Below are 20,873 nucleotides of genomic sequence, written 5' to 3' on the forward strand. Positions count from 1 at the left end.
GTGGGTCATCGGGCCTGGATGGTGGTGATCCGCCAGCGGCCGCCGGCCAGTTCGGCGGTGACCGCGAGCTGGGCGGCGGCCGAGGTGGCGGGCTTCCCGGTGCGCTGGGCCACCTGGTCGAGAAAGACCAGCAGTTCCGCGCGGTCGGCGGTGAGCCGGACGGCCCCGGTACGCACCACATGGGTGGTGAGGGTGAGCCGCTGATCGGCGGCGCGCCGCTCGACCTGGCCGAACAGCTCCTCGTACTGCTGGGCCGCCTTTCCGGCGAGCAGGCGCCGGGCGGCCGTCCGGGCCCGCTCGGTGGCGTCCGGACCGTAGGAGAAGACCTCGGCGAGCCCGCCGCCCACCTCTCCCGCGACCCGTGCGGTGGCCTCGGTGTCGGTCAGCGCCCGGTTGCCCAGGGCGGGGTCGTCGGCGAGGCGGGTGGTGAGGAACAGCAGAACGCCCGCGGTGGAGAGCAGCAGCAGGGTGAGCGCGGCGGCGATCCGGCGCTGCCAGGGGCGGGCCGGGGGCTCGCTGACCGCGGGGACGGCCGGGGTGGTCGCGGTGGCGGCTGGGGCGGTCATGAGCCGGCCACCGGGACGGCGGTGAGGGCGCTGACCTTCCACCCGTCGGCGGTACGGGTGAGACCGGCCTCCAACCGTCTGCGGTCGGTGGCGGCGCGGCCGTTCGGCGGCTTGGTCTCCACCTCCACCGTGGCGATCAGCTCTGCGGTGCCGGCCCGTTCGTCCAGCGCGGTGAGCGCGGCCCCGGTCACCGTGGCGCGGGCGGCCGGGTCGGTGCTCGCCGGCGGCTTCGCCTGCTCCAGCTCGTCGTGGAGGGCGCCGGTGGAGGCCGCCAGCCAGTCGGCGCGTGCCTCGGCGGCCCGGCGCGGGTCCACGCTGCTGAGCCGGGCCACCTGCCGGGTACCGGCGTCCAGGGCGGTGTCCCGCGCCTGCGCGTACCGGCGGTCCGGGGCGCCCGCCGCCTGCGCGTACGTCCAGCCGGCCGCCGCGCAGAGCAGCGCCGCCAGTCCCGCGGCAAGCCACCACCAGCGGGTCGCCGGAAGTCGGCGGCCGGTCATCGGGCGCCCTCCGTGTCCGGTCCGCCGAGGCCCAGCAGGTCGCTCATGTCCCGGGGGGCCGCCGTGCCGGTGGAGGTGGACGCCGCCGGGCCGGGGCGGGCGGCGGGTGGAACCGGGCCGCCGCCGGGGGCCTGGGCGGAGCCGCGGACGTTCACCCCGGTGGAGGGGTCGGCGGTGCAGCGGGCCCGGGTGTTGAGCGCGGGTGGGTCGGAGAGGTCCAGCCCGTTGCGGTAGCGGGTACCGCCGTAGCCCGCTGTGCAGGGCAGCGGTTCGAAGAAGGCCACGGACATCCCGAGGTTGGCCCCGGAGGGGGTGATCGCGGTCGATCCGGCGGCGGCCAACGCGGGGAGCTTGACCAGCAGTTCCTCGATGCCGCGCTGGCGGGTCACCGCCACGTCGGAGGTGGTGAGCAGATTGGCCAGCACCACTCCGAGGGCCGGATCGAGGTCCCGTAGCAGCCCGCTGAACTGCCCGGCGGCCTGCGGGGCGGTGGCGATCAGGGTACGCAGATCGGTGTCGGAGTCCTTGAGGCGGGCGGCCAGCTCCCGGGCGCCGGAGGCGAAGTCGGTGAGGGCCTTGCCCTCCTCGGCCTGGGTCCGCAACACGGTCTGGGCGTCGTCGATCAGCCGGGTGGTGGCGGGCAGCGCCTCGTCGGCGGCGCGGACGAAGGAGTCGCCGTTGTCCAGCAGGACCTGGAGGTCGTCGCCCCGGCCGGCCAGCGCGGTGCCCAGTTCGTCCACGACGGTCCGCAGCGACTCGGTGTCCACCGAGGCGGCCAGATCGGTGACGCTGCCGAGCACCGTGGTGACCGGGGCGGGCAGCCGGGTGTCGGCGCGGGCGATCACGGAGCCGTCGGTGAGATAGGGGCCGCCGTCCCGGGTGGGGCGGAGGTCGATGTACTGCTCGCCGACGGCGGAGAGGTTGGCGACCACCGCCTCCAGCTCGGCGGGGATGGCGGGCGCCGAGTCCTTGATGCGCAGTTCGGCCTCCACACCGTTCTCGGTGAGTCTGATCGGGCCGACCCGGCCGACGGACACTCCGCGGTAGGTGATGTTGGAGTGGGTGAACAGACCCCCGGTGGAAGCCAGTTGTACGCGGACGGTGTAGTGGTCGCGGATTCCGACGAGGTGGCCGAGTCCGGCGTAGCGGACCCCCAGATAGCCCAGGACCAGGACGCCGACGACCAGGAAGGCGAGGTTCTTCAGCCGGATGGCGGTGGTGATCATCGGGTCGCCCCTCCGTTCGGGGCCCCGGTGGAGGTGGAGGGGAGGGGGAGCGGAAGGCCCGGGACCTTTTCGGCGGAGGGGGCTTCGCCCGGGGGCTCCGGCGGTTGATCAGTGGGAGGCTGGGGGCCCGGGGGCTCGTCGCTCGGGGTGAGGGCGGGCACGATCTGGGTGCCGGGGACGGCGGTGACGTCAAGGTAGACATTGAGGTAGTCGCCCTTGACGCCGCGCAGCACCTCGTCGGTGAACGGATAGGTCAGCAGCACCTGGAGCGAGTCGGGCAGTGCCTTCCCGGAGTCGGCGAGCGCCTTGAGGCTGGGGCCGAGGGCCTTCAGGTCGGCGATCATGTCCTCCTTGGCGCGGTCCACGGTGTCCACCGCGACCGTGGAGAGGGTGTCCAGCGCGCGGAGCATGGTGAGCAGGGAGCCGCGCTGCTCCTCCAGGACCTTCAACCCCGGACTGAGGCGGGTGAGGGCGGTGCCCACGTCCTGGCGGCGGGTGGCCAGGGTGGCGCTCAGCCGGTTCACTCCGTCCAGGGCGGCGGTGATGTCCTCCTTGTTGCCGTCGAGCCCAGCGACCAGGGTGTTGATACGGGTGAGGAGTGAGCGGATCTCGGTCTCGTTGCCGCCCAGCGCGGTGCCGAGTTCACCGGCGATGGTGCGCAGCTGCTGGATGCCGCCGCCGTTGAGCACCATGGACAGGGCGCCGAAGACCTCCTCCACCTCGGGGTTGCGGTCGGTGCGGCCGGCCGGGATGCGGGCGCCGTCGGCGAGACTGCCGCGGGCCTTGGCGGGCGCGGTGAGCTGGACGTACTTCTCGCCGAGCAGGCTGGACTGCTCCAGCCGGGCGTAGGCGTTGGCCGGGAGGCGTACTTCGCCGTTGACCTTCATGGTGACGGTGGCGGACCAGTCTTCGGGGTCGAGGGTGATCCGGGTGACCCGGCCGACGGCGACGTCGTTGACCTTGACCGCGGACTGCGGGACGAGGCTGAGGACATCGGCGAACTCGGCGGTGACCTCGTAGGGGTGGTCGCCCAGGTCGGCGCCGCCGGGCAGCGGCAGTTGCTCGATGCCGGTGAGTTCGATGCCGGGGGCGGAGCAGCCGGCTAGTGCGGCGGCCAGCAGCAGTGCGAGCGCGGCGGGGAGACGGCGGTTACGGCGGAAGGCTGCGGAGGGGCGCGGCCGGGGGCTCATCGGGTGGCTCCCTTCGCCGGAGCGGTCTTCCTCGCACTCTTGGCGGCCGGGGCCTGCTCCGGGGTGCCGTAGAGGGGGCCGACGGCGGGGAGCGGGAGGGCAGGGAGGGCGGCGCGGCGGGCGGGGTCCTGGACCGGGACGAGCCCGGCGGGGGCGGTGGAGTCGGGGGCGGCGGGGCTGAGTTCGTTGATGTCGGCGCGTCCGTTGAGGGTGCGGTGGACCGGGTCGTACGCGGCGAGCGCGTTGCCCGCGGCGAGTGGGGCGGTGTCCAGGAGTTCGGCGAGTGAGGCGCGCTGGTCGGCCAGCGCCTGGGTGACCGGGAGCAGTTGGTCCACGTTCTTCTTGAGCTCCCCGCGGTGGTCCTCGATGAAGGTCTTCACCTTGGCGAGGGCGCCGCCGAGTTCGCTGAGGGCGGCGGCCAGGTTCTCCTTGTCGTCGGCGAGGAAGCCGGTGACGGAGGCGAGCCTGCGTTCGGCGTCGCGGACGTCTGTGTCCTTCTCCTTCAGCATGGTGGTGAAGGTCTGGAGGTGGGCGAGGGTGGCGAACAGGTCGCCGCTGCTGTTGTCCAGGGTGCGGGCGGCCTTGCCGAACTCCTTGATGGAGTCGCCGATCGCCTTGCCGTTGCCCTTGAGGTTGGCGGCTCCGGTGTCCAGGAGTCCGGCGAGGGCCCCGTCGGCGTTGGCGCCGTCCGGGCCGAGGGCCTGGCTCAGTTCGGTGACCGAGGCGTAGAGCTCGTCCACGTCGAGCGGGGCGGCGTTGCGGTCGGCGGGGAGCACGGCGCCGTCGGCGAGCCGGGGGCCGCCGGTGTAGGCGGGGCTGAGCTGGACGTAGCGGTCGGCGACCAGGCTGGGGGCGACGATCACGGCGCGGGCACCGGCCGGGACGGGGACGTCGTCATCGAGGCGGAGGACCACTTCGACCTTGGTGCCCCGGGGGCGTACGGCGTCCACGGTGCCGACCTTGACGCCGAGGACGCGCAGGTCGTTGCCCTCGTAGACGCCGGTGGCGCGGTCGAAGAGGGCGGTGACCCGGGTGGACTCGGAGCGGTCCAGGGCGCTGATCCCGGAGGCGGCGGCCACGGCGACGAGCACGAGTCCGGCGCCGATTCCGGTGAGGCGGGTGGGGTTCACCGGGCACCGCCTCCCTTCGGGGTGGGCGGCATACAGCCGGTGGCGGGGGGTGTGCCGGCGGGCAGATAGCTGCGGGGCACCAGTCCGCAGACATAGGTGTCGAGCCAGCGGCCGTTGCCGAGGGTGTTGCCGACCAGCCGGTAGTACGGTCCGGCGAGGGCCAGGGTGCGGTCCAGGCTGTCGCGGTTGCGGGCGAGCACCCCGGTGACCCGGCTGAGCGAGGCGAGGGTGGGGCCGAGTTGGCGGTGGTTGTCCTCGACCAGTCCGGTGAGCTGGGTGCCGAGGTCGCGGGCGCCGGTGAGCAGCAGATGGATGGCGTCGCGGCGGGCCTGGAGCTCGCCGAGCAGGGCGGAGCCGTCCTCCAGGAGGAGTTCGAAGCTGCTCTTCTTGTCGGCGAGGCTCTTGCTCAGTTGGCGGCTGCCGGCGAGGAGTTCGGCGAGCTGGGTGTCCCGGGCGGAGACGGTGCGGGAGAGGGCGGACAGCCCGGTGGCGGCGGCGCGGACGTCGGGCGGGGAGTCGGCGAAGGTGGCGGAGATGGCCTCGAAGCTCTTGGCGAGCTGGTCGGTGTCCAGGGCGTCGATGGTCTCCCCGAGGCCGGTGAAGGCCTGGGTGACGTCGAAGGGCGAGGTGGTGCGGGTGGCGGGGATACGCCGGGTGGGGTCCTGGGGCGAGGTGCCGAGCGGGTCCAGGGCGAGGTACTTCTCGCCGAGCAGGGTCCTGATGGCGATGGCGGCGGTGGTGGCGTCCCCGATCCAGGTCTTATCCGCGATCTCGAAGGCGACCTTCACCTTGGCGCCGTCCAGGGAGATGGAGGTGACCTCGCCGACCTTGACCCCGGCGATCCGCACCTCGTCGCCCTCGTCCAGTCCGGCGGCCTCGGTGAAGTCGGCGGTGTACTCGGTGCCGCCAGTGAAGGCGTCGATCTTGTAGACGAAGGCGGCGATCAGGGCGAGCAGCAGCAGTCCGACCAGTCCCACGGCGACCGGGTTGCGGGAGCTGAGCGGGGTGCGGGCGAGCCGGGGGCGCCGGCGGCCGGGGCGTACCGGGGCGTCCTTGGGGGGAGCGGCGGAGGCGGTACCGGTGGCGGCACTCCCCCGCGACCAGGGGGTCCTCATGCGCGGCACCTCGATTCGGTGAGCGGGATGCCGGTGGGCGGGGTGGAGCCGTCGGAGGTGGTGACCCCGGAGACCCTGGCCTCGCAGAGGTAGAGGTTGATCCAGGAGCCGTAGGAGGCGAGCCGTCCCACGGCCTGCATCTTGGCGGGGGTGTTGGCGAGGAACCGTTCGATCTGCGGGGTGGAGTCCGCGAGTTGGCCGGAGAGCCGGCCGAGCTGGCGGATGTCCTCCTTCAGCGGGGCACGGCCGTCTTCCAGGAGCCCGGCGGTGGTGCCGGCGAGCGAGCCGAGGGCGGCGACCGTCTCACCGAGCGGCTTGCGGTCCTCGGCGAAGCCGCTGACCAGCTGCTGGAGAGTGGTGACGAGCTGGTCGAAGCCCTCCTCGCGGTCGTTGACGGTCTTCAGCACGGTGGTGAGGTTGCCGATGACCTCGCCGATCACCCGGTCCTTGGCGGCGACGGTGGTGGTGAGCGAGCCGACGTGCTCCAGCAGGGCGTCCACGGTGCCGCCTTCGCCCTGGAGGACCTGGACGATGGAGCCGGCCAGGCTGTTGACCTCCTTGGCGCTGAGCCCTTCGAACAGCGGCTGGAAGCCGTTGAACAGCTGGGTGAGGTCGAGCGCGGGGCTGGTGCGCTCCAGCGGGATGACCGCCCCGGGTGGCAGGGTGCGGCCGACCGGTCCGGGGCCGCGGTCCAGGGCGATATAGCGCTGGCCGACCATGTTGAGGTACTTCACCGAGGCGGTGGTGGTGGCGGGCAGGGCGCGGCCCTTCTGCACGGTGAAGCGGACCTCGGCGATCCGGCGGTCGGCGACCCGTATGGAGTCGACCTGGCCGACCTTGACCCCGGCGACGCGTACCCCGTCCCCTTCGGTGAGCCCGGTGACATCGGTGAAGCGGGCGGTGTAGGCGACGGTGTCGCCGACGCCCTTGTTGGCGATGGAGAAGGCGAGGACGCCGGTGGCGAGGACGGTGGCCAGCACGAAGACCAGGGACTTGACGAGTGGTCCGGCGAGGGGGCGGCGGTTCACTTCAGGCTCACCTCCGTGCCGCGGAAGACGGGGCCGGTCAGCACGGTGGACCAGTCGGGCAGGTCGTTCGGAGTGGTGCGCAGGGCGGGTGCCATCAGCTCGTTGACGAGGCGGTTCTCCTCGGGCGAGTTGGGCAGCCCGAGCGGCTTCGGCGGGGTGGCTCCGGTGCCGGCGGCCGCGGCGGGGGCGGCCTTGCCGGTGTAGGGGACGGCGTAGCAGTGCGCGGGGCCGGCCGGGTCGTAGGGGGCGGGCCGGTCGGTGCCGGGCCGGTACTCGCCCAGGGAGGGGACGGTGCGCAGGTTCACCTGGAGTCCGGGCCGGTCGGTGCCCTTGCCGAGCGCCCGGTCCATGGCGGGGACGAAGCCGGCCAGGGTGCGCAGGGTGCAGGGGAAGGCGGCGGAGTTGGCGGCGAGCAGTTCCAGGGTGGGCCGGGAGGTCGCGGAGAGCCGGATGAGGTTCTCGCGGTTCTGCCGCAGGAAGGCGGTGACGTCCTGGGCGGTGCCGGTGGTGGCGCCGTACAGCCCGGCGAGTGCCTGGCGCTTCTCGTCGAGGGTGCCGGTCGTGGTGGTGGCGTCGGTGAGCGCGTCCAGGATGCCGGGGGCGGCGTCCCCGTACACCCGGCTGACCTCGACGAGCCGGCTGATGTCCCGGTTGAGCGCGGGGAGATGGGGGTTGAGCTTCTTCAAGTGGGCGTCCAGGGTGACCAGGGTGGTGCCGAGCTGCTCGCCGCGGCCTTCGAGCGCCTGGGACATGGCGGTGAGGGTGGCGGAGAGCTTCTCCGGCTTGACGGCGGTGAGCAGCGGCAGCACCTGGTCCAGGACCTGTTCCAGTTCGACGGCGTTGCTGGAGCGGTCGGGCGGGATGACGGCGCCGGCGGCGATCGGGCGGGCGGTGGCGGGCCGGTCGTCGGGGGGTACGAGGGCGACGAACCGTTCGCCGAAGAGGGTGGTGGGCAGCAGCTGGGCGGTGACGTCGGCGGGCACCCGGTCCAGTTCGGCGGGGTCGAGGGCGAGGGTGAGCCGGGCGCCGCTGCCGTCGGCGCGGACCTCGCGGACCTCGCCGACGACCACTCCGCGCAGCTTGACCTCGGCGCCGCGGCGCATCTCGTTGCCGGCGCTGGAGGTGAGCACGGTGACCGTGGCGTCGTCGCTGAACTCCTTGCCGTACACGGCGACGGAGAGCCGGACCAGGACGATCGGCACCAGCAGGAAGGCCACCCCGGCCAGTCGGCGGCGGACGGTCCGGCCCCGGTCCCGGGCCGCCCGGGCGGGTGGTGCGGGCGGGCGCGTGGTGGGGAGGGGGACGGTCGCGGTCATGAGCGCACCTCCCGGGCCGTGGACAGCGGAACGGTCGCGGTCATCCGGCCACCTTCACGGTCGTGGTCGCGCCCCAGATGGCGAGCGAGAGGAAGAAGTCGGTGACGCTGATCAGCACGATGGCGTTGCGGACCGAGCGGCCGACGGCGACGCCGACACCGGCCGGGCCGCCCTCGGCGCGGAAGCCGTAGTAGCAGTGGGCGAGGATCACCATCACGCTGAAGACGAACACCTTGAGGACGGAGAGCAGCACGTCGTCCGGAGAGAGGAACAGCCCGAAGTAGTGGTCGTAGGTGCCCACCGACTGGCCGTTGAAGAGCACGGTCACCATCCGGGAGGCCAGATAGGAGGAGAGCAGCCCGATGGCGTAGAGCGGGATGATGGCGACCACTCCGGCGATGACCCGGGTGGTGACCAGGTAGGGCATGGAGCGGATGCCCATCGATTCGAGGGCGTCGACCTCCTCGTTGATCCGCATGGCGCCGAGTTGGGCGGTGAAGCCGGCGCCGACGGTGGCGGAGAGGGCGAGCCCGGCGACCAGCGGGGCGATCTCCCGGGTGTTGAAGTAGGCGGAGACGAAGCCGGTGAAGGCGGAGGTGCCGATCTGGTCGAGCGCCGCGTACCCCTGGAGTCCGACCACGGTGCCGGTGAACAGGGTCATGGCGATCATCACGCCGATGGTGCCGCCGATGACGCCCAGTCCCCCGCTGCCGAAGGCGACTTCGGCGAGGAGGCGCTGCACCTCGCGGAGGTAGCGGCGCAGGGTGCGCGGGATCCAGAGCAGGGCCTTGGCGTAGAAGACGAGCTGGTCGCCGGAGCGGTCCAGCCAGCTGAGCGGGGAGGCCATGGTCAGGCTCCCTTCGCGGGCACGATCTGGAGGTAGATCGCGGTGAGGACCATGTTGACGAAGAAGAGGAGGAGGAAGGTGATGACCACGGACTGGTTGACGGCGTCGCCGACGCCCTTGGGGCCGCCGCGCGGGTTGAGTCCCCGGTAGGCGGCGACCACTCCGGCGAGGAAGCCGAAGATCAGCGCCTTGATCTCGCTGATCCAGAGGTCGGGGAGCTGGGCGAGGGCGGAGAAGCCGGCCAGATAGGCGCCGGGGGTGCCGTCCTGCATGATCACGTTGAAGAAGTAGCCGCCGAGGGTGCCGACGACCGAGACCATGCCGTTGAGGAGGACGGCGACCAGCATGGTGGCCAGCACCCGGGGCACCACCAGCCGCTGGATCGGCGAGACGCCCATCACCTCCATGGCGTCCAGCTCCTCGCGGATGGTGCGCGAGCCGAGGTCGGCACAGATCGCGGAGCCGCCCGCGCCGGAGATCAGCAGGGCCACGATCAGCGGGCTGGCCTGCTGGATGACGGCCAGCACACTGGCGCCACCGGTGAAGGACTGGGCGCCGAGCTGCTCGGTGAGCGAGCCGACCTGGAGCGCGATGACCGCGCCGAACGGGATGGAGACCAGGGCGGCGGGCAGAATGGTGACGCTGGCGACGAACCAGAACTGCTCGATGAACTCCCGCAGTTGGAAGGGGCGCCGGAAGGTGTCCCGGACCACCGTGCCGGCCAGCGCGAAGAGCCGTCCGGTCTCCCGCAGCGGGGACAGCCAGCGCGACGGGGGCACGGGGGTCGGCGGGGGCGGAGGTGGTGCGGCGGGGTCCGGCGGTACGGGCCGGTGGTCGGCCACCGTCATGAGACGGCCCCGCCGACCGGGGCGTAGCTGCGCAGGATCGCGGCCCTGGCCGGTTCCGGCAGCTCGGGCAGCATGGCGAGGACCCGTTCCCGGCGGCGCTGGGCACCGGCCCTGGGCGGCAGCCCCGGCGAGGGCTCCAGCTGGGGGGCGAGGACGCGTTCGGGGTACGGGAGGGCGGCGCGCTGCTCGCGGGCAAGGGTGGCCGCGTCCTTCTCCTCCGACATCCCGATGGGGCCCTCGCGGCGCCCGGCGAGGAACTGCGCCACCACCGGTTCCTCGCTGGTCAGCAGCGCCTCGCGGGGGCCGAAGGTGACCAGGTTGCGCCGGAAGAGCATGCCCATGTTGTCCGGCACGGTGGCGGCGATGTCGAGGTTGTGGGTGACGATCAGCATGGTGGCGTCGATCTGCGCGTTGAGGTCGATCAGCAGCTGGGAGAGGTAGGCGGTGCGCACCGGGTCGAGTCCGGAGTCGGGCTCGTCGCAGAGGATGATCTGCGGGTCCAGGACCAGGGCGCGGGCCAGCCCGGCCCGTTTGCGCATACCGCCGGATATCTCGCCGGGGAGTTTCCGCTCGGCGCCGACCAGGCCGACCATCTCCACCCGCTCCATCACGATGCGGCGGATCTCGCTCTCCTTCTTGCGGGTGTGCTCGCGCAGCGGAAAGGCGATGTTGTCGAAGAGCGACAGGGAGCCGAAAAGCGCCCCGTCCTGGAACATCACCCCGAAGAGTTTGCGGGTCTCGTAGATGTCCCGCTCGCGGCTGTTCACCATGTCGGTGCCGGCCACCAGGACCCGGCCGTGCTCCGGTTTGAGCAGCCCGATGAGGGATTTCAGGAACACGGTCTTGCCGGTGCCGGAAGGGCCGAGCATCACGCTGACCTCACCGGCGGGCAGGGTCAGGGTGACGTCCTGCCAGACGTTCTGCCGTCCGAAGGACTTGGTCAGTCCCTCCACGACCACTTCTGCTCCCACCACGAAACTCCCGGTGCCGGTTTGCTGAGGAAGTGACAAAAGCGCCTTGGCGAGCGCACGTTACGTTCGGCGATCGGACGGCGACAAGATCCGTGCCGGGACCGGATTCCCGGGGCCCGGAACGACCCGCCGGTTTGTCATCGGGTGACAAACGGGCCGGGCGGCCTTTGTCGCCGGGTGCGCATCCGGCGCCCATCGGTGCCCGTACGCCGCCGGGTGCGCATCCGGCGCCATCGGTGCCTGTGTGCCGCCGCCGGGTGGGCTGACGCGCTCACCGCTCGGGCTTCGGTCGCGGCGCGTCCGGGCAGAAGTCCTGCGTTCCGGAGCAGAGCGCGCCCTGGGTCATCTTGGTGTAGTTGCCGGGGCCGGAGAGGGCGCCGGTGAACACCCGGTCCAGGTCCTCCCCACCGGTGCCGCAGCCGGTGAACGGCGGGATGGTCGCGGTGCCGGTCAGCGGGCCGCCCAGCTCCACGGTGTAGCCGTAGGGGACGCCGTTCACATCCTGCCCGCCCCGTCCGATCAGGGTCAGCTCCATGGGCCGGACGGTGCGGCAGCCGGGGCCGACCTCCAGCGGAGTGCCGTTGACCTCGACGTCGTACAGCCGTACCCGTATCTTTCCGGTCGCCTTGGTGACCTGCGGCTGGGAGAAGTCCGGGGCGAAGTAGCTGTCCGTGGCGATCTCCAGACGGCCCTCCAGAGCGAGTTCCACGCTCGCCGTGGTCGGCATGAACCCGAAGGTGAGGAACGTGGACCGGGCGGGCGGGAACTGCGGCTTGCCCCGGTAGTCGAGGGTGGCGTCGCTGTAGAGGGTGAAGACGGGTTCGCCCTCTTTGGCGCAGGGGTGCATGTGCAGCGCCTTCGCCATGCGGACCCGCATCAGACCGGGGTCCTTCACGAACATGGCGGCGCCCAGCTTCAGCACATTGGCGTATCCGGCGACATATCCGTGGGCGGGGACGGCGGGGAGATCCTGGGGCGGCGGGTCCACGCAGTCGTCCGCCTTTCCGCCCTTTCCACCGGGGGCCTTTCCGGGAGGATTCACGGGGACTTCGCCGGTTTCCTTCGTCGGCGGCCGTGTGTCGGGGCCGGCCTCGCCGTCCCCCGGGGCCGTCCCGCCGTCCGACGGCTCGCCGGAGGGGCCCGGGGTGGTGCCGGGCTCACCGGGCTGGTCCACCTCGGGCGGGGTGCTGGGCCGACTTGTGCCGCCCGGTCCGGGCAGCACCCTGACCGTGGCGATCACGGTGTCCCGGTCGGGCTCCGGGGCGCACTCCACGGCCAGTTGCGGTGGCTCGGCGGGGGCGCCGTCGGCGGTGCGGGTCAGCACATCCAGGGTGAGGGGCCCGGTGGCGAGGGTGAGCACGCCCGGGGACCCGGCGGTCACCGAGGGCACCGCCCCGGCGCCCTGAAGGACGTAGGCGCCCTCGGCCGGAATCGGCGTGTCCGGGGCGGTGAGCTGGGTCCAGGGCAGTTCGGCGGAGTGCTCGCCCTGGGTGGCCCGCCCGGTCAGCCGTACCGCGCCGCCCGCGCTCGCCACACCGCGCGCGGTCAGCTCGGCGGCGGCCTCGGCCGGCAGTTCGACGGCCACTCGCACGTCCACCGGCCGGATCGGACGGCCCACCGCCACCTGGCGCGGCAGGCCCGCGGAGACCCGTACCACCGCCGGATGCTCCCCGCTGGGCAGGGCGCACCGGTAGGCGAAGGACACCTCGGCGGCCTGGGCGCCCTCGTCGAGCGCCGCCACGGTGCCGGGCACCAGCCCGGCGACCAGCACGGCGGCCCCCACCGACGCGGTACGCGCCAGCGCGCGCCGCCCTCCCCGGCCCGTACCCCCGGACCTCCCCTTGCTGCCGATCACCGCGCCCCCTCCTCGTCACTGCGCCGGTCTGCGCCCTCGGGCCTCGCCTGCCCCTGCCCGAACGCGGGTCGTGCGGCCGGCACGCGCACCGGCCGCACGACGCTCTTCCGCTGTCCGTCCCGGTGGGGGCGGGGTCAGGGGCTGGTGACGGTGATGATCGGCGTCACCTTGTAGGTGGCGCTGAACTTGGCCTTGTTGCCGGTGGCGATCAGCCCGGCGCAGGAGCCGGAGGCGCTGGTGACGGTCAGCGCCGGGGTGGCGTCGGCCGCGATGGCCAGCAGTCCGGTGGAGTTGGTGTACGTACCGGTGTTGGCGGAGCCCTCGATCACCGCGTTGCAGGTGCCGAGCAGGCTGGTGCCGGTCAGGCTGACCTTGACGTTGGTCAGGGTGCCCTTGGTGACGCCGCCGGAGTAGCTGACGCCGTTGAGCTTCATGGGCTGGGTGGAGGAGGAGACCCACTTGGATCCGAGCGGGCCGTTGCACTTGTTGGCGCTGGTGCCGAAGGTGGCGTTGGCGATGGTGGCCAGACCGGCGCCGCTGGCGTAGGTGCCGTCGACCGCGGTGCCGTTGGCGGCGTAGACGGCGCAGGTGAGGGTGGCGCCGGTGGTGACGTTGGTCAGGACGGCGTTGACCCCGGTCTGGTTGACCGCGGTGAAGGTGTCGTTGGCGGCCGGGTTGGTGACGGTCCACTGCGCCTGGGGCGCGGCGGAGGCGGTGGTGACGGTCATCCCGGCCGCCGCCGTGAGGACGGCGGCGGAAAGGGCGGCGATTCGGGTCGTACGTCGCACGGGCTGTTCCTCCTAGGCGGATCGGGCGTACCTGATTAGCGGTCAGGCGTTTTCCTGGAGCGGTCCCGCCGGAATTCGATTCCGCCGATACGGCTTTGGCGGAATACGAGGGGGATTCCGGTGAGGGGTAAGGGAAAACGAAGACCGTCGAGCGGCTCACTTCACGGAACGCGGGGCCAGAAGACGAATAGGCCACCAGGCCGAGCACCTTGCGCGATTGACGCTACGAGTGGGTAACCGGCGGCGCAATACGCGACCGTAAGTTTCTGCGGGCGCTCTTACCGGTGGGTATTTTCTTGTCGCCGGTGCAGCAAGCCCGCCGGATTTCTTGTACGGAAGTGAGCAGAACCACCCCCGGGGCGGCCGGCGGCGGGCCCCGGCCGGGCGGTGACGGGGCGGGTTCGGCCGGATTGCGGCGGCGGGACCCCAAGGCCCTCGCACACGGGTGTGCCGGGGACCCGGCGGTGGTCTATGTTCGGCAGCCGCACGTCCCAAGAGACCTCGCTCAGTTCCCAAGAGACGAGAGAGCCGAAGAGACGCGCCGGAGAGCCGAGAGAGCCGGAGAGCCGAGCCGGAGAGACGGGCCCGCAGAGACGAGAGGGACCACCCGCATGCCGAGAACCACTCAGCCGTCGGACGCGGGCGAGCCGCTGGGGCCGCTCCCTCAGGAGTTCGCCGCCATCGTGCGGCCCGAACTGCCCAGTCTCATCCAGGAGATCGGCCTGGAGATCACCCGGGCCTACCCGGAGTACGCGCGGCTGCTGCACGGCCCCCACAGTGCGGCGATCCGGTACGGGGTGGAGCAGCACATCGCCGCGTTCGCCGAGCGGATCGCCTCGCCGGGCGCCCCGACGCCGCTGCGGGACGAGGCCTGCCGGCGGTTCGGCCGCTTCGAGGCGTACGAGGGGCGGGGGTTGGAGCGGTTGCGCGGCGCCTATCGGCTGGGCGCCCGGGTGGCGCTGCGGCGGGCCAAGAAGGTGGGCCGCCGCTACAACCTCTCCCCCACCCTGATGCTGAGTTTCGCCGACACCCTGTTCGCCTACGTCGACGAGTTGGAGGCGGTCTCCCGGGAAGGCTATCTGGAGGTGCGGGCCGGCACCGACGGGCGGTCGGAGGCGTTACGGAGACGGCTGCTGCATCTGCTGCTGTCGGGCTCGCCGGTGCCGAGGTCCGCCATCGCGGAGCTGTGCGAGCAGACCGGATGGCTGCTTCCGGAGCAGGTGACGCTGGTGGCGCTCCGCTCCCCCGCGGGTTCTCCGGCGGTCGCGATCGACAACGATGTCCTGGCCGACCTCTCCGATCCCCAGCCCCACCTGCTGATTCCCGGCCCGGCGGACGAGACCCGGCTCGATCTGCTGGCGAAGGCGTTCCCGGGGGTGCCGATGACGGTGGGGCTGACCGTGGCACCCGCCGGCGCCTCCGACTCGATCCGCTGGGCCCGGCGGGTGCTGGAGCTGATGGAGGCCGGGGTGATCGAGGACGCCCCGCTGGTGTTCTGCGCCGACCATCTGCTGACGCTCTGGCTGCTGGCCGACCCGGCGCTGCTGGACCGGCTCGCCGAGCGGGAGTTGGCCCCACTGGCCGGGCTGACCCCGACCCGGCGCGACCGGCTGGTGGAGACCCTGCGGATCTGGCTGGAGACCCGGGGCACCGCCGCGCGGATGGGCGAGCTGCTGGACGTCCATCCGCAGACCGTCCGCTACCGGATGCGGAACCTGGAGGCCCACTACGGCGGCCGGTTGACCGAGCCGGGCACCCGGTTCGCCACCGAGGCGGTGCTGCGGGCCCTGCACCTCCGCGGTGACCAGCGGCGACGCGGCCGCCGCTGACGGCCGCTCAGGGGCGCACCCCACGGGCCCGGCGGCCGGGAATGCCCGGCGGGTCCGGTGAACGGTTGCCGTACGGAGACAAAACTTCGGAAAAAGCGTGAACGAGATGGTGTACCCATGGAGGGAGCACGGCAAACTGGCCGCTGCCACAAGCAGCGCACAGCAGGTACAGCAGGTACAGCAGAAGGACACCACGTGATCGCGTCGCCCCTCGTTCCCGTTCCGATCCCCGACCGGGTCGCGGCCCTCATCGGCTCGTGCATGCCGCTCGGCATCCTGCAGGCCGAGTTCGACGCCGAGTGCGCCGCCCGCGAGGTGCGCCGCTTCCAGGCGCCGCTGTGCACCGAGGACCAGGCCGACCGCGAACACGCGCTGGCCGCGCTGGCCCGCGCCAACAAGGTGCTGGGCGCCTACAACCCCCGGCTGCTGCTGCGCCCCGGCGGCCCCGGCCGCTGACGCCCCCTCAGCCCCCTGACGCGTCGTCCGGGAAGGTCCCGTCCAGGTACACCCAGCGGCCGTCGGCCTTCTCGAACCGGCTGTGCTCGCTGAGCGCACCCGGCTGCCCGTGGTGGGTGTAGCGGGCGGTGAAGGTCACCGTGCCGGTGGAGTGGAACAGGGTGCCGTCGGTGGTGCCGGTGATCTCCAGCCCGGTCCAGCGCATCGCCGGGTCCAGCTCCAGGGTGGCCGGCCGGGTGGCCGGTGCCCAGGTGCGCAGCAGATAGCCGGCGTCGCCCACGGCGAAGGCGCTGTAGCGGGAGCGCATCAGCCGCTCGGCGGTCGGCGCCGCCGCCTCGCCGGAGTGCAGCGGTCGGCAGCAGTCGCCGTACGCGGCGGGCAGCCCGCACGGGCAGGGCGCCTGGGGCCCCGGCGGCGCGGCCGGGGTGGCGACGGTGGACGGGGCGGGACGGCGGCGGGCGGTACGACGGGCCATCCGGCCATTCTGCCCGGTGGAAGCCCATCGCCGGAGGTGGGGCACCGGCCCGGGCCCCACCCTTCAGTCGCACAGTTCGCGGTACGGGATGTCGGGCGGCGCCACCGCCTCCCACTCCGCCCTGGTCACCGCTCGGCCGATGCGCTCGCACAGCCGGTCCATCAGCGGGGCGCGCCACAGGGAGACATCCCAGCGGCGCGGTACGGCCTCGGACGATCCGGCGATCAACCGGCGGCCGTCACCGCTGATATGCGTCTCCCGCCAGATGTCCTCGATCTCGTAGGGGAACGGGGGCGCCAGTCGCTCGCCTCCCTCCCTCGCGTACAGGGAGACCGTGTCCACCCCGACCATGGCCAGTACGGTCCCATCCGGAGAGAGCGCCGCCGCGGGCGCGACGGCCCTCGGCCCCCTCACCGCGCGGGGCCGGGCCGGGTCGGCCGTATCCCAGAGCTGGGTGCCCGCCGAGCCGCTGACCATCAGTCTCCGGCCATCCGGGCCGAAGGCCAGCTCGGTGACGGCGAGGCCGTCCACGTCCGGGGCCTTGGCATCCTCCGGAAGGAGCGGAGGGTCGGCCAGGCGCTTGCCGTCCGCGACCCGCCACAGCCCGAGCCGACCGGGCCCCGCCGCCACCTTCGTGCCATTCGCCTCGCTCCGTTTCATGTCGGCGGCGGTGAGGTGCCCCGCGGCGGCGAGCAGTCGGCCGTCCGGGGAGAAGGCCAACTCCGGCCGCTTGGGTGGGGTGGCCTGTACCGGGCCGGGCTGCCCGGTGGCGGTGTCGTGGACGGTGAGCCGGACTCCCTCGTACCGGCCGTCGACCACCGCCACCCGGGTGCCGTCCGGCGAGAAGACGGCCGACTCCACCTCGCCGAGCGTCGTGTCCGACGTGCCCGGTGCGTGGAGTCGGTGTGCGGGACCGGTCTGCTTCCCCGTCACCAGGTCGAACCGGGCGAGCCTGCCCGTGGCGTCGACCAGGGTGAGGGTGCCGGTGCCCATGGCCGAGCCGTCCCGGACATGGAAGGCGAGGCCGCCGCTCACCGAAGGGGGATAGGCGGTGTCCGGCAGCGCCCCGTGCAGCAACAGGAAGGAGCGGAGCAGCCGGCCGCGCCGGCCGTCCCAGACATGGACCGCCATCGGTCTGACGGTCGCCTCCGGGGCCTCGGGCAGATACAGGGTCGAGGTCGGTTCGGTGACGCTGACCACGGTGCCCCGGGCGGTCTCCGGGCTGAGGAAGACGGTGGTGAGGGCCTTTCCCATGCTCCGTACCTGGTCGCCGCCCCCGGCGCTGATCTTGTCCGCCGGGAGCAGGGCGACTGCCAGACGCTCGTCCATGGTCAGCAGCCGGCGTCCGTCCGGTGCGTAGGCCAGCGCGGTGTACGCGCGCCAGCCCGCCACCGTGCTCCCGGTGGAGAGGATCTGGGTGAGCCGACGGGCCCCGGCGTCCCAGGCCGCGAGCATCCCGCCGAGGTCGGCGACGGCCAGTTCGCCGTCCGTCCCCTGCCAGGCCAGTGCGGTGATCGCCCTCTGCGGACCGTAGAGGAGGGCCGGGGCGCCGGACCCGGGCGCCGTGCCGCCGGACCCTAGGGTCCAGACGCGGACCGCCCCGTCGGCGCCGCCCACCGCCAGCCGGCGCCCGGAGGTGTCCAGGGCGAGCGCGGTGGCCGCCACCGCGGCGGTGGAGCCGGGGCGGCGCGGGTCGGTGAGCCGCGTGAACCACAACTGCCGCCCGGAGGCCCGCTCCCGTAGCCGTACGGTGCCGTCGCGGCCGGCCGACAGCAGCGCGCCCCCGTCCGGGGTGAGCGCCACGGCGGTCACCCGCCCGCGGTGGCCCGGCAGGACGCGGGGCTCTCCGGCCCCGTCCCGGTCGGCGTCGTCCCAGACCAGCACCTCCCCGCGGTCGGAGCCGGCCGCGAGCACGGGCGCGGCCGAGGCGTGCGTCAGGGCGCGCAGCGGTGCGGCGCCGCGCCAGGACCAGCGCTCCCGGCTCGGGGACAGCGACCACTGGCGGACCGAGCCGTCTGCTCCGGCGGTGGCCAGATCCGTCCCCGCCGCGGAGTAGGCGACTCCGGTGATCGCCGCGGGCAGCCGAGGCAGCGGCGGCGGCCGCCAGGAGACCGCCCCATTCTCGTCGTCCGCCCGCAGGGACACTCCGTCCCAGCCGCCGGCCGCGAGCGCGCCGTCCTCGGGTCCCCAGGTCACCGCGCCGGGCCGGTCCCCGACGGCGGTGGTGAAGGGCAGTCCGGGGCGTGACACCGGGTCGAGGTTCCACAGCCGGACCGCTCCGGCTCCGCCCTCCGCCGGGGCGCCGGAGGCCAGCCGGTTGCCGTCCGGGCTCCAGTCCAGGGTGGTCACGTTTCCGGTGTGGCCGTCGAGCAGCAGCCCGGTGTCGGCCCCGTCCGGGTTCCACACCCGGACTTCCACATCGGTGGCGCCCGAGGTGGCCAGCAACGTCGAGTCCGGCCGCCAGGCGAGCGCCCTGACCCCGCCGTCGTGGGCGCCGAAGGGAGAACCGTACTCCTGGCCGTTACCGGTGAGCCAGGTCCGGGAGGTGCCGTTCTCGGCGCCGCAGGCCAGATGGGCGCCGTCGGGTGAGAAGGCGAGCACGGTCGCCGTGGAGGAGGCGCCGGTCATGGTGCGGCCGGTGGCCTTGCCGTCGGCCAGGTTCCAGCGGCGTACCGTGAAGTCGTCCTTCGCGCCGGGCCAGTCTCCCGTACCGGCGGCGGTGGCCAGGGTGGTGCCGTCCGGGCTGAACGCGAGGGCGCGGAGCGGGCTGGTGTGGTCGGTGCGCAGCCGGCGGAGCGGCTTGCCGGTGCGGACGTCCCAGAGGGTCACGGTGGCATGGGCGGCGTCCATCGCGCGCAGGCCGTTGGTGCCCCGGATGGTGGCGAGGGTCCGGCCGTCGGGGCTGAACGCCACCTGGGCGAGTTCCTCCCCGTCGAAGTCATCGTCTCCGGATGCTTTCAGCGGTCCCCGGGGCTTGCCGTCCGGCAGCGCCCACAGCCAGACCTGCCCCTCTTCGTCGCTGGTCGCCAGGGTGGCGCGGTCCGGGGAGAGGGCGAGGGGACCCGGTTGGCGCCAGCGTTCAGGGTCGGGCTGGGCGGCGTCGAGCACCCGGCCGGTGCGCTTCCGGGACCGGACGTCGAAGCCGAACACCCGCCGCTCGGTGTCCACGGCGAGGAGCCCGCGGCCGTCCGGGGTGAAGCCCGCCCAGGCGCCCGCGCCGGGCAGCACGGCCCCGGACTGGGCGGCGAGCACCGCCCGGGCGGCGGACCGGGCCTCGGGGGTGTCCGAGGCGTCGAGGGCGGCCGCGGCGAGGACGGTGGCGCCCATCGGATCGACCTTCGCCTTCTTGTTGCTGCCTGCTGCCAGGGTCCGCGAGTCGGCCCTGGCCTGCTCCCGGTCGACGTTCCGGTTCTCCTGCCACTGGCGCCAGGAGAACGGCGCGGCCACCACGACCACAGCCAGGAGCGTCGCCAGCAGGACCCGGGCGCGGTTGAACCGGTGGGTGTGCCGGTAGGCCTGGTCGAGGGTGCTCGCGAACGCGGTGCGCACCCCCGTGCCGGCGGCCTGGGCGGCCCGCTGGGCCTCGGTGCGGTTGCCGATCGGCAGGACCACCAGGGTGCCGGAGCGGGCCGCGGCGAGCTTGGGTCCCAGCTGGTCCACCCGGTCGATCTCCCGTTCCGCGCCGAGCACCCCGCTCAGTGCGGCGTCCTCGCGGAGCAGGACGGACCAGCGCGGGGGGCGGAACGGCCCTCGGCCGTAGAGGTCGAGGAGCGCCACCCCGAAGGCCGCGCCGAGCGAGCCTCCGCTGATGTCGTTGCACGGGGAGCGGCCGGTGCCGACGGGCTTGGCCTCGGTCACCGCCCACAGCGCGCAGTCACCGCGCGCCGCCGCGCCGGAGGCGGCCTGGGCCGCGGTGAGGCAGGCCGACAGCCGGTCGTCGGGGCTGGCGAGGAAGGCCATCACGGCCGGGTCGGGGTGGAGTCCGGGCGGCCCGTCCGGTACGCGGCGCAGCCGGAGTTCGGCGGGGAAGCCCCGGCCCTGGCGGACCAGTAGCACGGTGATCGCCGCCTCACCGCGCCGGTGGCGCCACCGTGGTCGGCTTGGTGCGGAAGCGGCCGGGCGGCCCGTCAACTCCCGTACCAGCAGTGCCGTGAACGCGGCGGCGGGGCGGTCCGCCAGCCGCTCGACGGCCGCCCGCACGGCGGGGAGGCCGGGCGGGAGGAGGTCTTCCGCCGCGGAGCCGTCGGCCCGCGGTAAGGGCCCCGGACCGGCCGCCGGTGTCTCCGGACACGCCACCAGCATGCCCCGGTCCCGCCAGTGCCGGGCGGCCTGCTCCACCGCCCGCTCCGCCCGTCCCGTGCCCGCGTCCGGGTCGGCCAGGGCCCGGGCCAGTTCGAGCAGCACCCTCGCGGTGCGCAGACCGAAGGAGAGGGCCGGGGCGAGCGGGTCGTCCCGGTCGGTCTCGCCGCCCCGGTCGTCGTGCTCGGCCAGGGCCCGGTACGCCTCGCTGCCCGGGGCGAGCAGTCCGTCCAGGTCGCCGGGGGCCTCGCGCAGGGTCTCGGCCAGCACCCGGACCCAGTTGCGGTCAGCTCCGGTCAGTTCCCGGAAGCGCTGGTACGGCTGGTCCGGCGCGGGGCTTTTCGGGGCCCGGGCGGGCTGCCGGGTGGGCCGCTCCGGCGTCTCACCGGCCCGGTCGTGTCCGGTCTCGGTCATGACGGGTCCCCCGTTCGGGCCGG

Annotated in this window: 17 protein-coding genes; 2 read left to right on the forward strand and 15 right to left on the reverse strand. The window is 73.5% G+C overall.

Going from position 1 to position 20,873, the window contains the following annotated elements; translation table 11 throughout:
• Positions 1 to 5: 5 nt before the first annotated feature.
• The 13 genes from ABZ945_RS23165 to ABZ945_RS23225 all read right to left on the reverse strand — a co-directional run bounded on the left by ABZ945_RS23165 (position 6) and on the right by ABZ945_RS23225 (position 13,377).
• Positions 6 to 566: a hypothetical protein gene (locus ABZ945_RS23165; protein ID WP_361272638.1), complete on the reverse strand. Its 561-nt coding sequence runs from the start codon at positions 564 to 566 to the stop codon at positions 6 to 8.
• Positions 563 to 1,063 carry a hypothetical protein gene (locus tag ABZ945_RS23170; RefSeq protein ID WP_361272641.1) on the reverse strand — a complete coding sequence of 167 codons (501 nt, stop codon included), beginning with the start codon at positions 1,061 to 1,063 and terminating at the stop codon, positions 563 to 565. The genes ABZ945_RS23165 and ABZ945_RS23170 overlap by 4 nt, the downstream gene beginning before the upstream one ends.
• On the reverse strand, positions 1,060 to 2,289 hold the full coding sequence (locus ABZ945_RS23175) for an MlaD family protein (RefSeq protein WP_361272643.1): 1,230 nt from the start codon (positions 2,287 to 2,289) through the stop codon (positions 1,060 to 1,062). The genes ABZ945_RS23170 and ABZ945_RS23175 overlap by 4 nt, the downstream gene beginning before the upstream one ends.
• Entirely contained in the window at positions 2,286 to 3,479 is a 1,194-nt protein-coding gene (locus ABZ945_RS23180; RefSeq protein ID WP_361272645.1) for an MCE family protein, read from the reverse strand. The genes ABZ945_RS23175 and ABZ945_RS23180 overlap by 4 nt, the downstream gene beginning before the upstream one ends.
• Complete coding sequence (locus tag ABZ945_RS23185) at positions 3,476 to 4,609, reverse strand: MCE family protein (protein WP_361272648.1); 1,134 nt, start codon at positions 4,607 to 4,609, stop codon at positions 3,476 to 3,478. Before ABZ945_RS23185 ends, ABZ945_RS23180 begins: the two co-directional genes overlap by 4 nt.
• The gene (locus tag ABZ945_RS23190) at positions 4,606 to 5,724 is read right to left on the reverse strand and encodes an MCE family protein (RefSeq protein WP_361272651.1); all 1,119 of its coding nucleotides are present in this window, start codon (positions 5,722 to 5,724) and stop codon (positions 4,606 to 4,608) included. The genes ABZ945_RS23185 and ABZ945_RS23190 overlap by 4 nt, the downstream gene beginning before the upstream one ends.
• Complete coding sequence (locus ABZ945_RS23195) at positions 5,721 to 6,752, reverse strand: MCE family protein (protein ID WP_361272653.1); 1,032 nt, start codon at positions 6,750 to 6,752, stop codon at positions 5,721 to 5,723. Before ABZ945_RS23195 ends, ABZ945_RS23190 begins: the two co-directional genes overlap by 4 nt.
• Entirely contained in the window at positions 6,749 to 8,068 is a 1,320-nt protein-coding gene (locus ABZ945_RS23200) for an MCE family protein (RefSeq protein WP_361272656.1), read from the reverse strand. Before ABZ945_RS23200 ends, ABZ945_RS23195 begins: the two co-directional genes overlap by 4 nt.
• Before the next feature lie 40 nt (positions 8,069 to 8,108).
• Positions 8,109 to 8,915 carry an ABC transporter permease gene (locus tag ABZ945_RS23205; RefSeq protein WP_361272659.1) on the reverse strand — a complete coding sequence of 269 codons (807 nt, stop codon included), beginning with the start codon at positions 8,913 to 8,915 and terminating at the stop codon, positions 8,109 to 8,111.
• A 2-nt stretch (positions 8,916 to 8,917) separates the two neighbouring features.
• A complete protein-coding gene (locus ABZ945_RS23210; protein ID WP_361272662.1) occupies positions 8,918 to 9,763 on the reverse strand; it encodes an ABC transporter permease in 846 nt (281 codons plus the stop codon).
• Positions 9,760 to 10,734, reverse strand: coding sequence for an ATP-binding cassette domain-containing protein (locus ABZ945_RS23215; protein ID WP_361272665.1), 975 nt, complete (start codon positions 10,732 to 10,734; stop codon positions 9,760 to 9,762). The genes ABZ945_RS23210 and ABZ945_RS23215 overlap by 4 nt, the downstream gene beginning before the upstream one ends.
• 271 nt (positions 10,735 to 11,005) lie before the next feature.
• Complete coding sequence (locus ABZ945_RS23220) at positions 11,006 to 12,589, reverse strand: DUF6801 domain-containing protein (protein WP_361272668.1); 1,584 nt, start codon at positions 12,587 to 12,589, stop codon at positions 11,006 to 11,008.
• 134 nt (positions 12,590 to 12,723) lie between these two features.
• Positions 12,724 to 13,377, reverse strand: a complete 654-nt coding sequence (locus ABZ945_RS23225) for a hypothetical protein (RefSeq protein WP_361272671.1) — start codon at positions 13,375 to 13,377, stop codon at positions 12,724 to 12,726.
• 611 nt (positions 13,378 to 13,988) lie between these two features.
• Between ABZ945_RS23225 and ABZ945_RS23230 the strand changes: the two genes are divergently transcribed.
• Positions 13,989 to 15,206, forward strand: coding sequence for a helix-turn-helix domain-containing protein (locus tag ABZ945_RS23230; protein ID WP_361272673.1), 1,218 nt, complete (start codon positions 13,989 to 13,991; stop codon positions 15,204 to 15,206).
• Between the two features lie 195 nt (positions 15,207 to 15,401).
• Positions 15,402 to 15,662, forward strand: coding sequence for a hypothetical protein (locus tag ABZ945_RS23235; RefSeq protein ID WP_248635373.1), 261 nt, complete (start codon positions 15,402 to 15,404; stop codon positions 15,660 to 15,662).
• 7 nt (positions 15,663 to 15,669) lie between these two features.
• On the opposite strand, the gene ABZ945_RS23240 is transcribed toward ABZ945_RS23235, so the two are convergent.
• The gene (locus ABZ945_RS23240; RefSeq protein ID WP_361272676.1) at positions 15,670 to 16,137 is read right to left on the reverse strand and encodes a YchJ family metal-binding protein; all 468 of its coding nucleotides are present in this window, start codon (positions 16,135 to 16,137) and stop codon (positions 15,670 to 15,672) included.
• A 63-nt stretch (positions 16,138 to 16,200) separates the two neighbouring features.
• Entirely contained in the window at positions 16,201 to 20,850 is a 4,650-nt protein-coding gene (locus ABZ945_RS23245; protein WP_361272678.1) for a WD40 repeat domain-containing protein, read from the reverse strand.
• Positions 20,851 to 20,873 lie beyond the last annotated feature (23 nt).

This window comes from Streptomyces sp. NPDC046887, from assembly GCF_040644755.1.
Taxonomy (GTDB): domain Bacteria; phylum Actinomycetota; class Actinomycetes; order Streptomycetales; family Streptomycetaceae; genus Streptomyces; species Streptomyces lichenis.

Excerpts from the sequence above, each read along its gene's own strand:
- ABZ945_RS23165 (WP_361272638.1), bottom strand. The coding sequence starts at position 566 with ATGACCGCCCCAGCCGCCACCGCGACCACCCCGGCCGTCCCCGCGGTC.
- ABZ945_RS23170 (WP_361272641.1), bottom strand. The coding sequence starts at position 1,063 with ATGACCGGCCGCCGACTTCCGGCGACCCGCTGGTGGTGGCTTGCCGCG.
- ABZ945_RS23175 (WP_361272643.1), bottom strand. The coding sequence starts at position 2,289 with ATGATCACCACCGCCATCCGGCTGAAGAACCTCGCCTTCCTGGTCGTC.
- ABZ945_RS23180 (WP_361272645.1), bottom strand. The coding sequence starts at position 3,479 with ATGAGCCCCCGGCCGCGCCCCTCCGCAGCCTTCCGCCGTAACCGCCGT.
- ABZ945_RS23190 (WP_361272651.1), bottom strand. The coding sequence starts at position 5,724 with ATGAGGACCCCCTGGTCGCGGGGGAGTGCCGCCACCGGTACCGCCTCC.
- ABZ945_RS23200 (WP_361272656.1), bottom strand. The coding sequence starts at position 8,068 with ATGACCGCGACCGTCCCCCTCCCCACCACGCGCCCGCCCGCACCACCC.
- ABZ945_RS23205 (WP_361272659.1), bottom strand. The coding sequence starts at position 8,915 with ATGGCCTCCCCGCTCAGCTGGCTGGACCGCTCCGGCGACCAGCTCGTC.
- ABZ945_RS23210 (WP_361272662.1), bottom strand. The coding sequence starts at position 9,763 with ATGACGGTGGCCGACCACCGGCCCGTACCGCCGGACCCCGCCGCACCA.
- ABZ945_RS23230 (WP_361272673.1), top strand. The coding sequence starts at position 13,989 with ATGCCGAGAACCACTCAGCCGTCGGACGCGGGCGAGCCGCTGGGGCCG.
- ABZ945_RS23240 (WP_361272676.1), bottom strand. The coding sequence starts at position 16,137 with ATGGCCCGTCGTACCGCCCGCCGCCGTCCCGCCCCGTCCACCGTCGCC.
- ABZ945_RS23245 (WP_361272678.1), bottom strand. The coding sequence starts at position 20,850 with ATGACCGAGACCGGACACGACCGGGCCGGTGAGACGCCGGAGCGGCCC.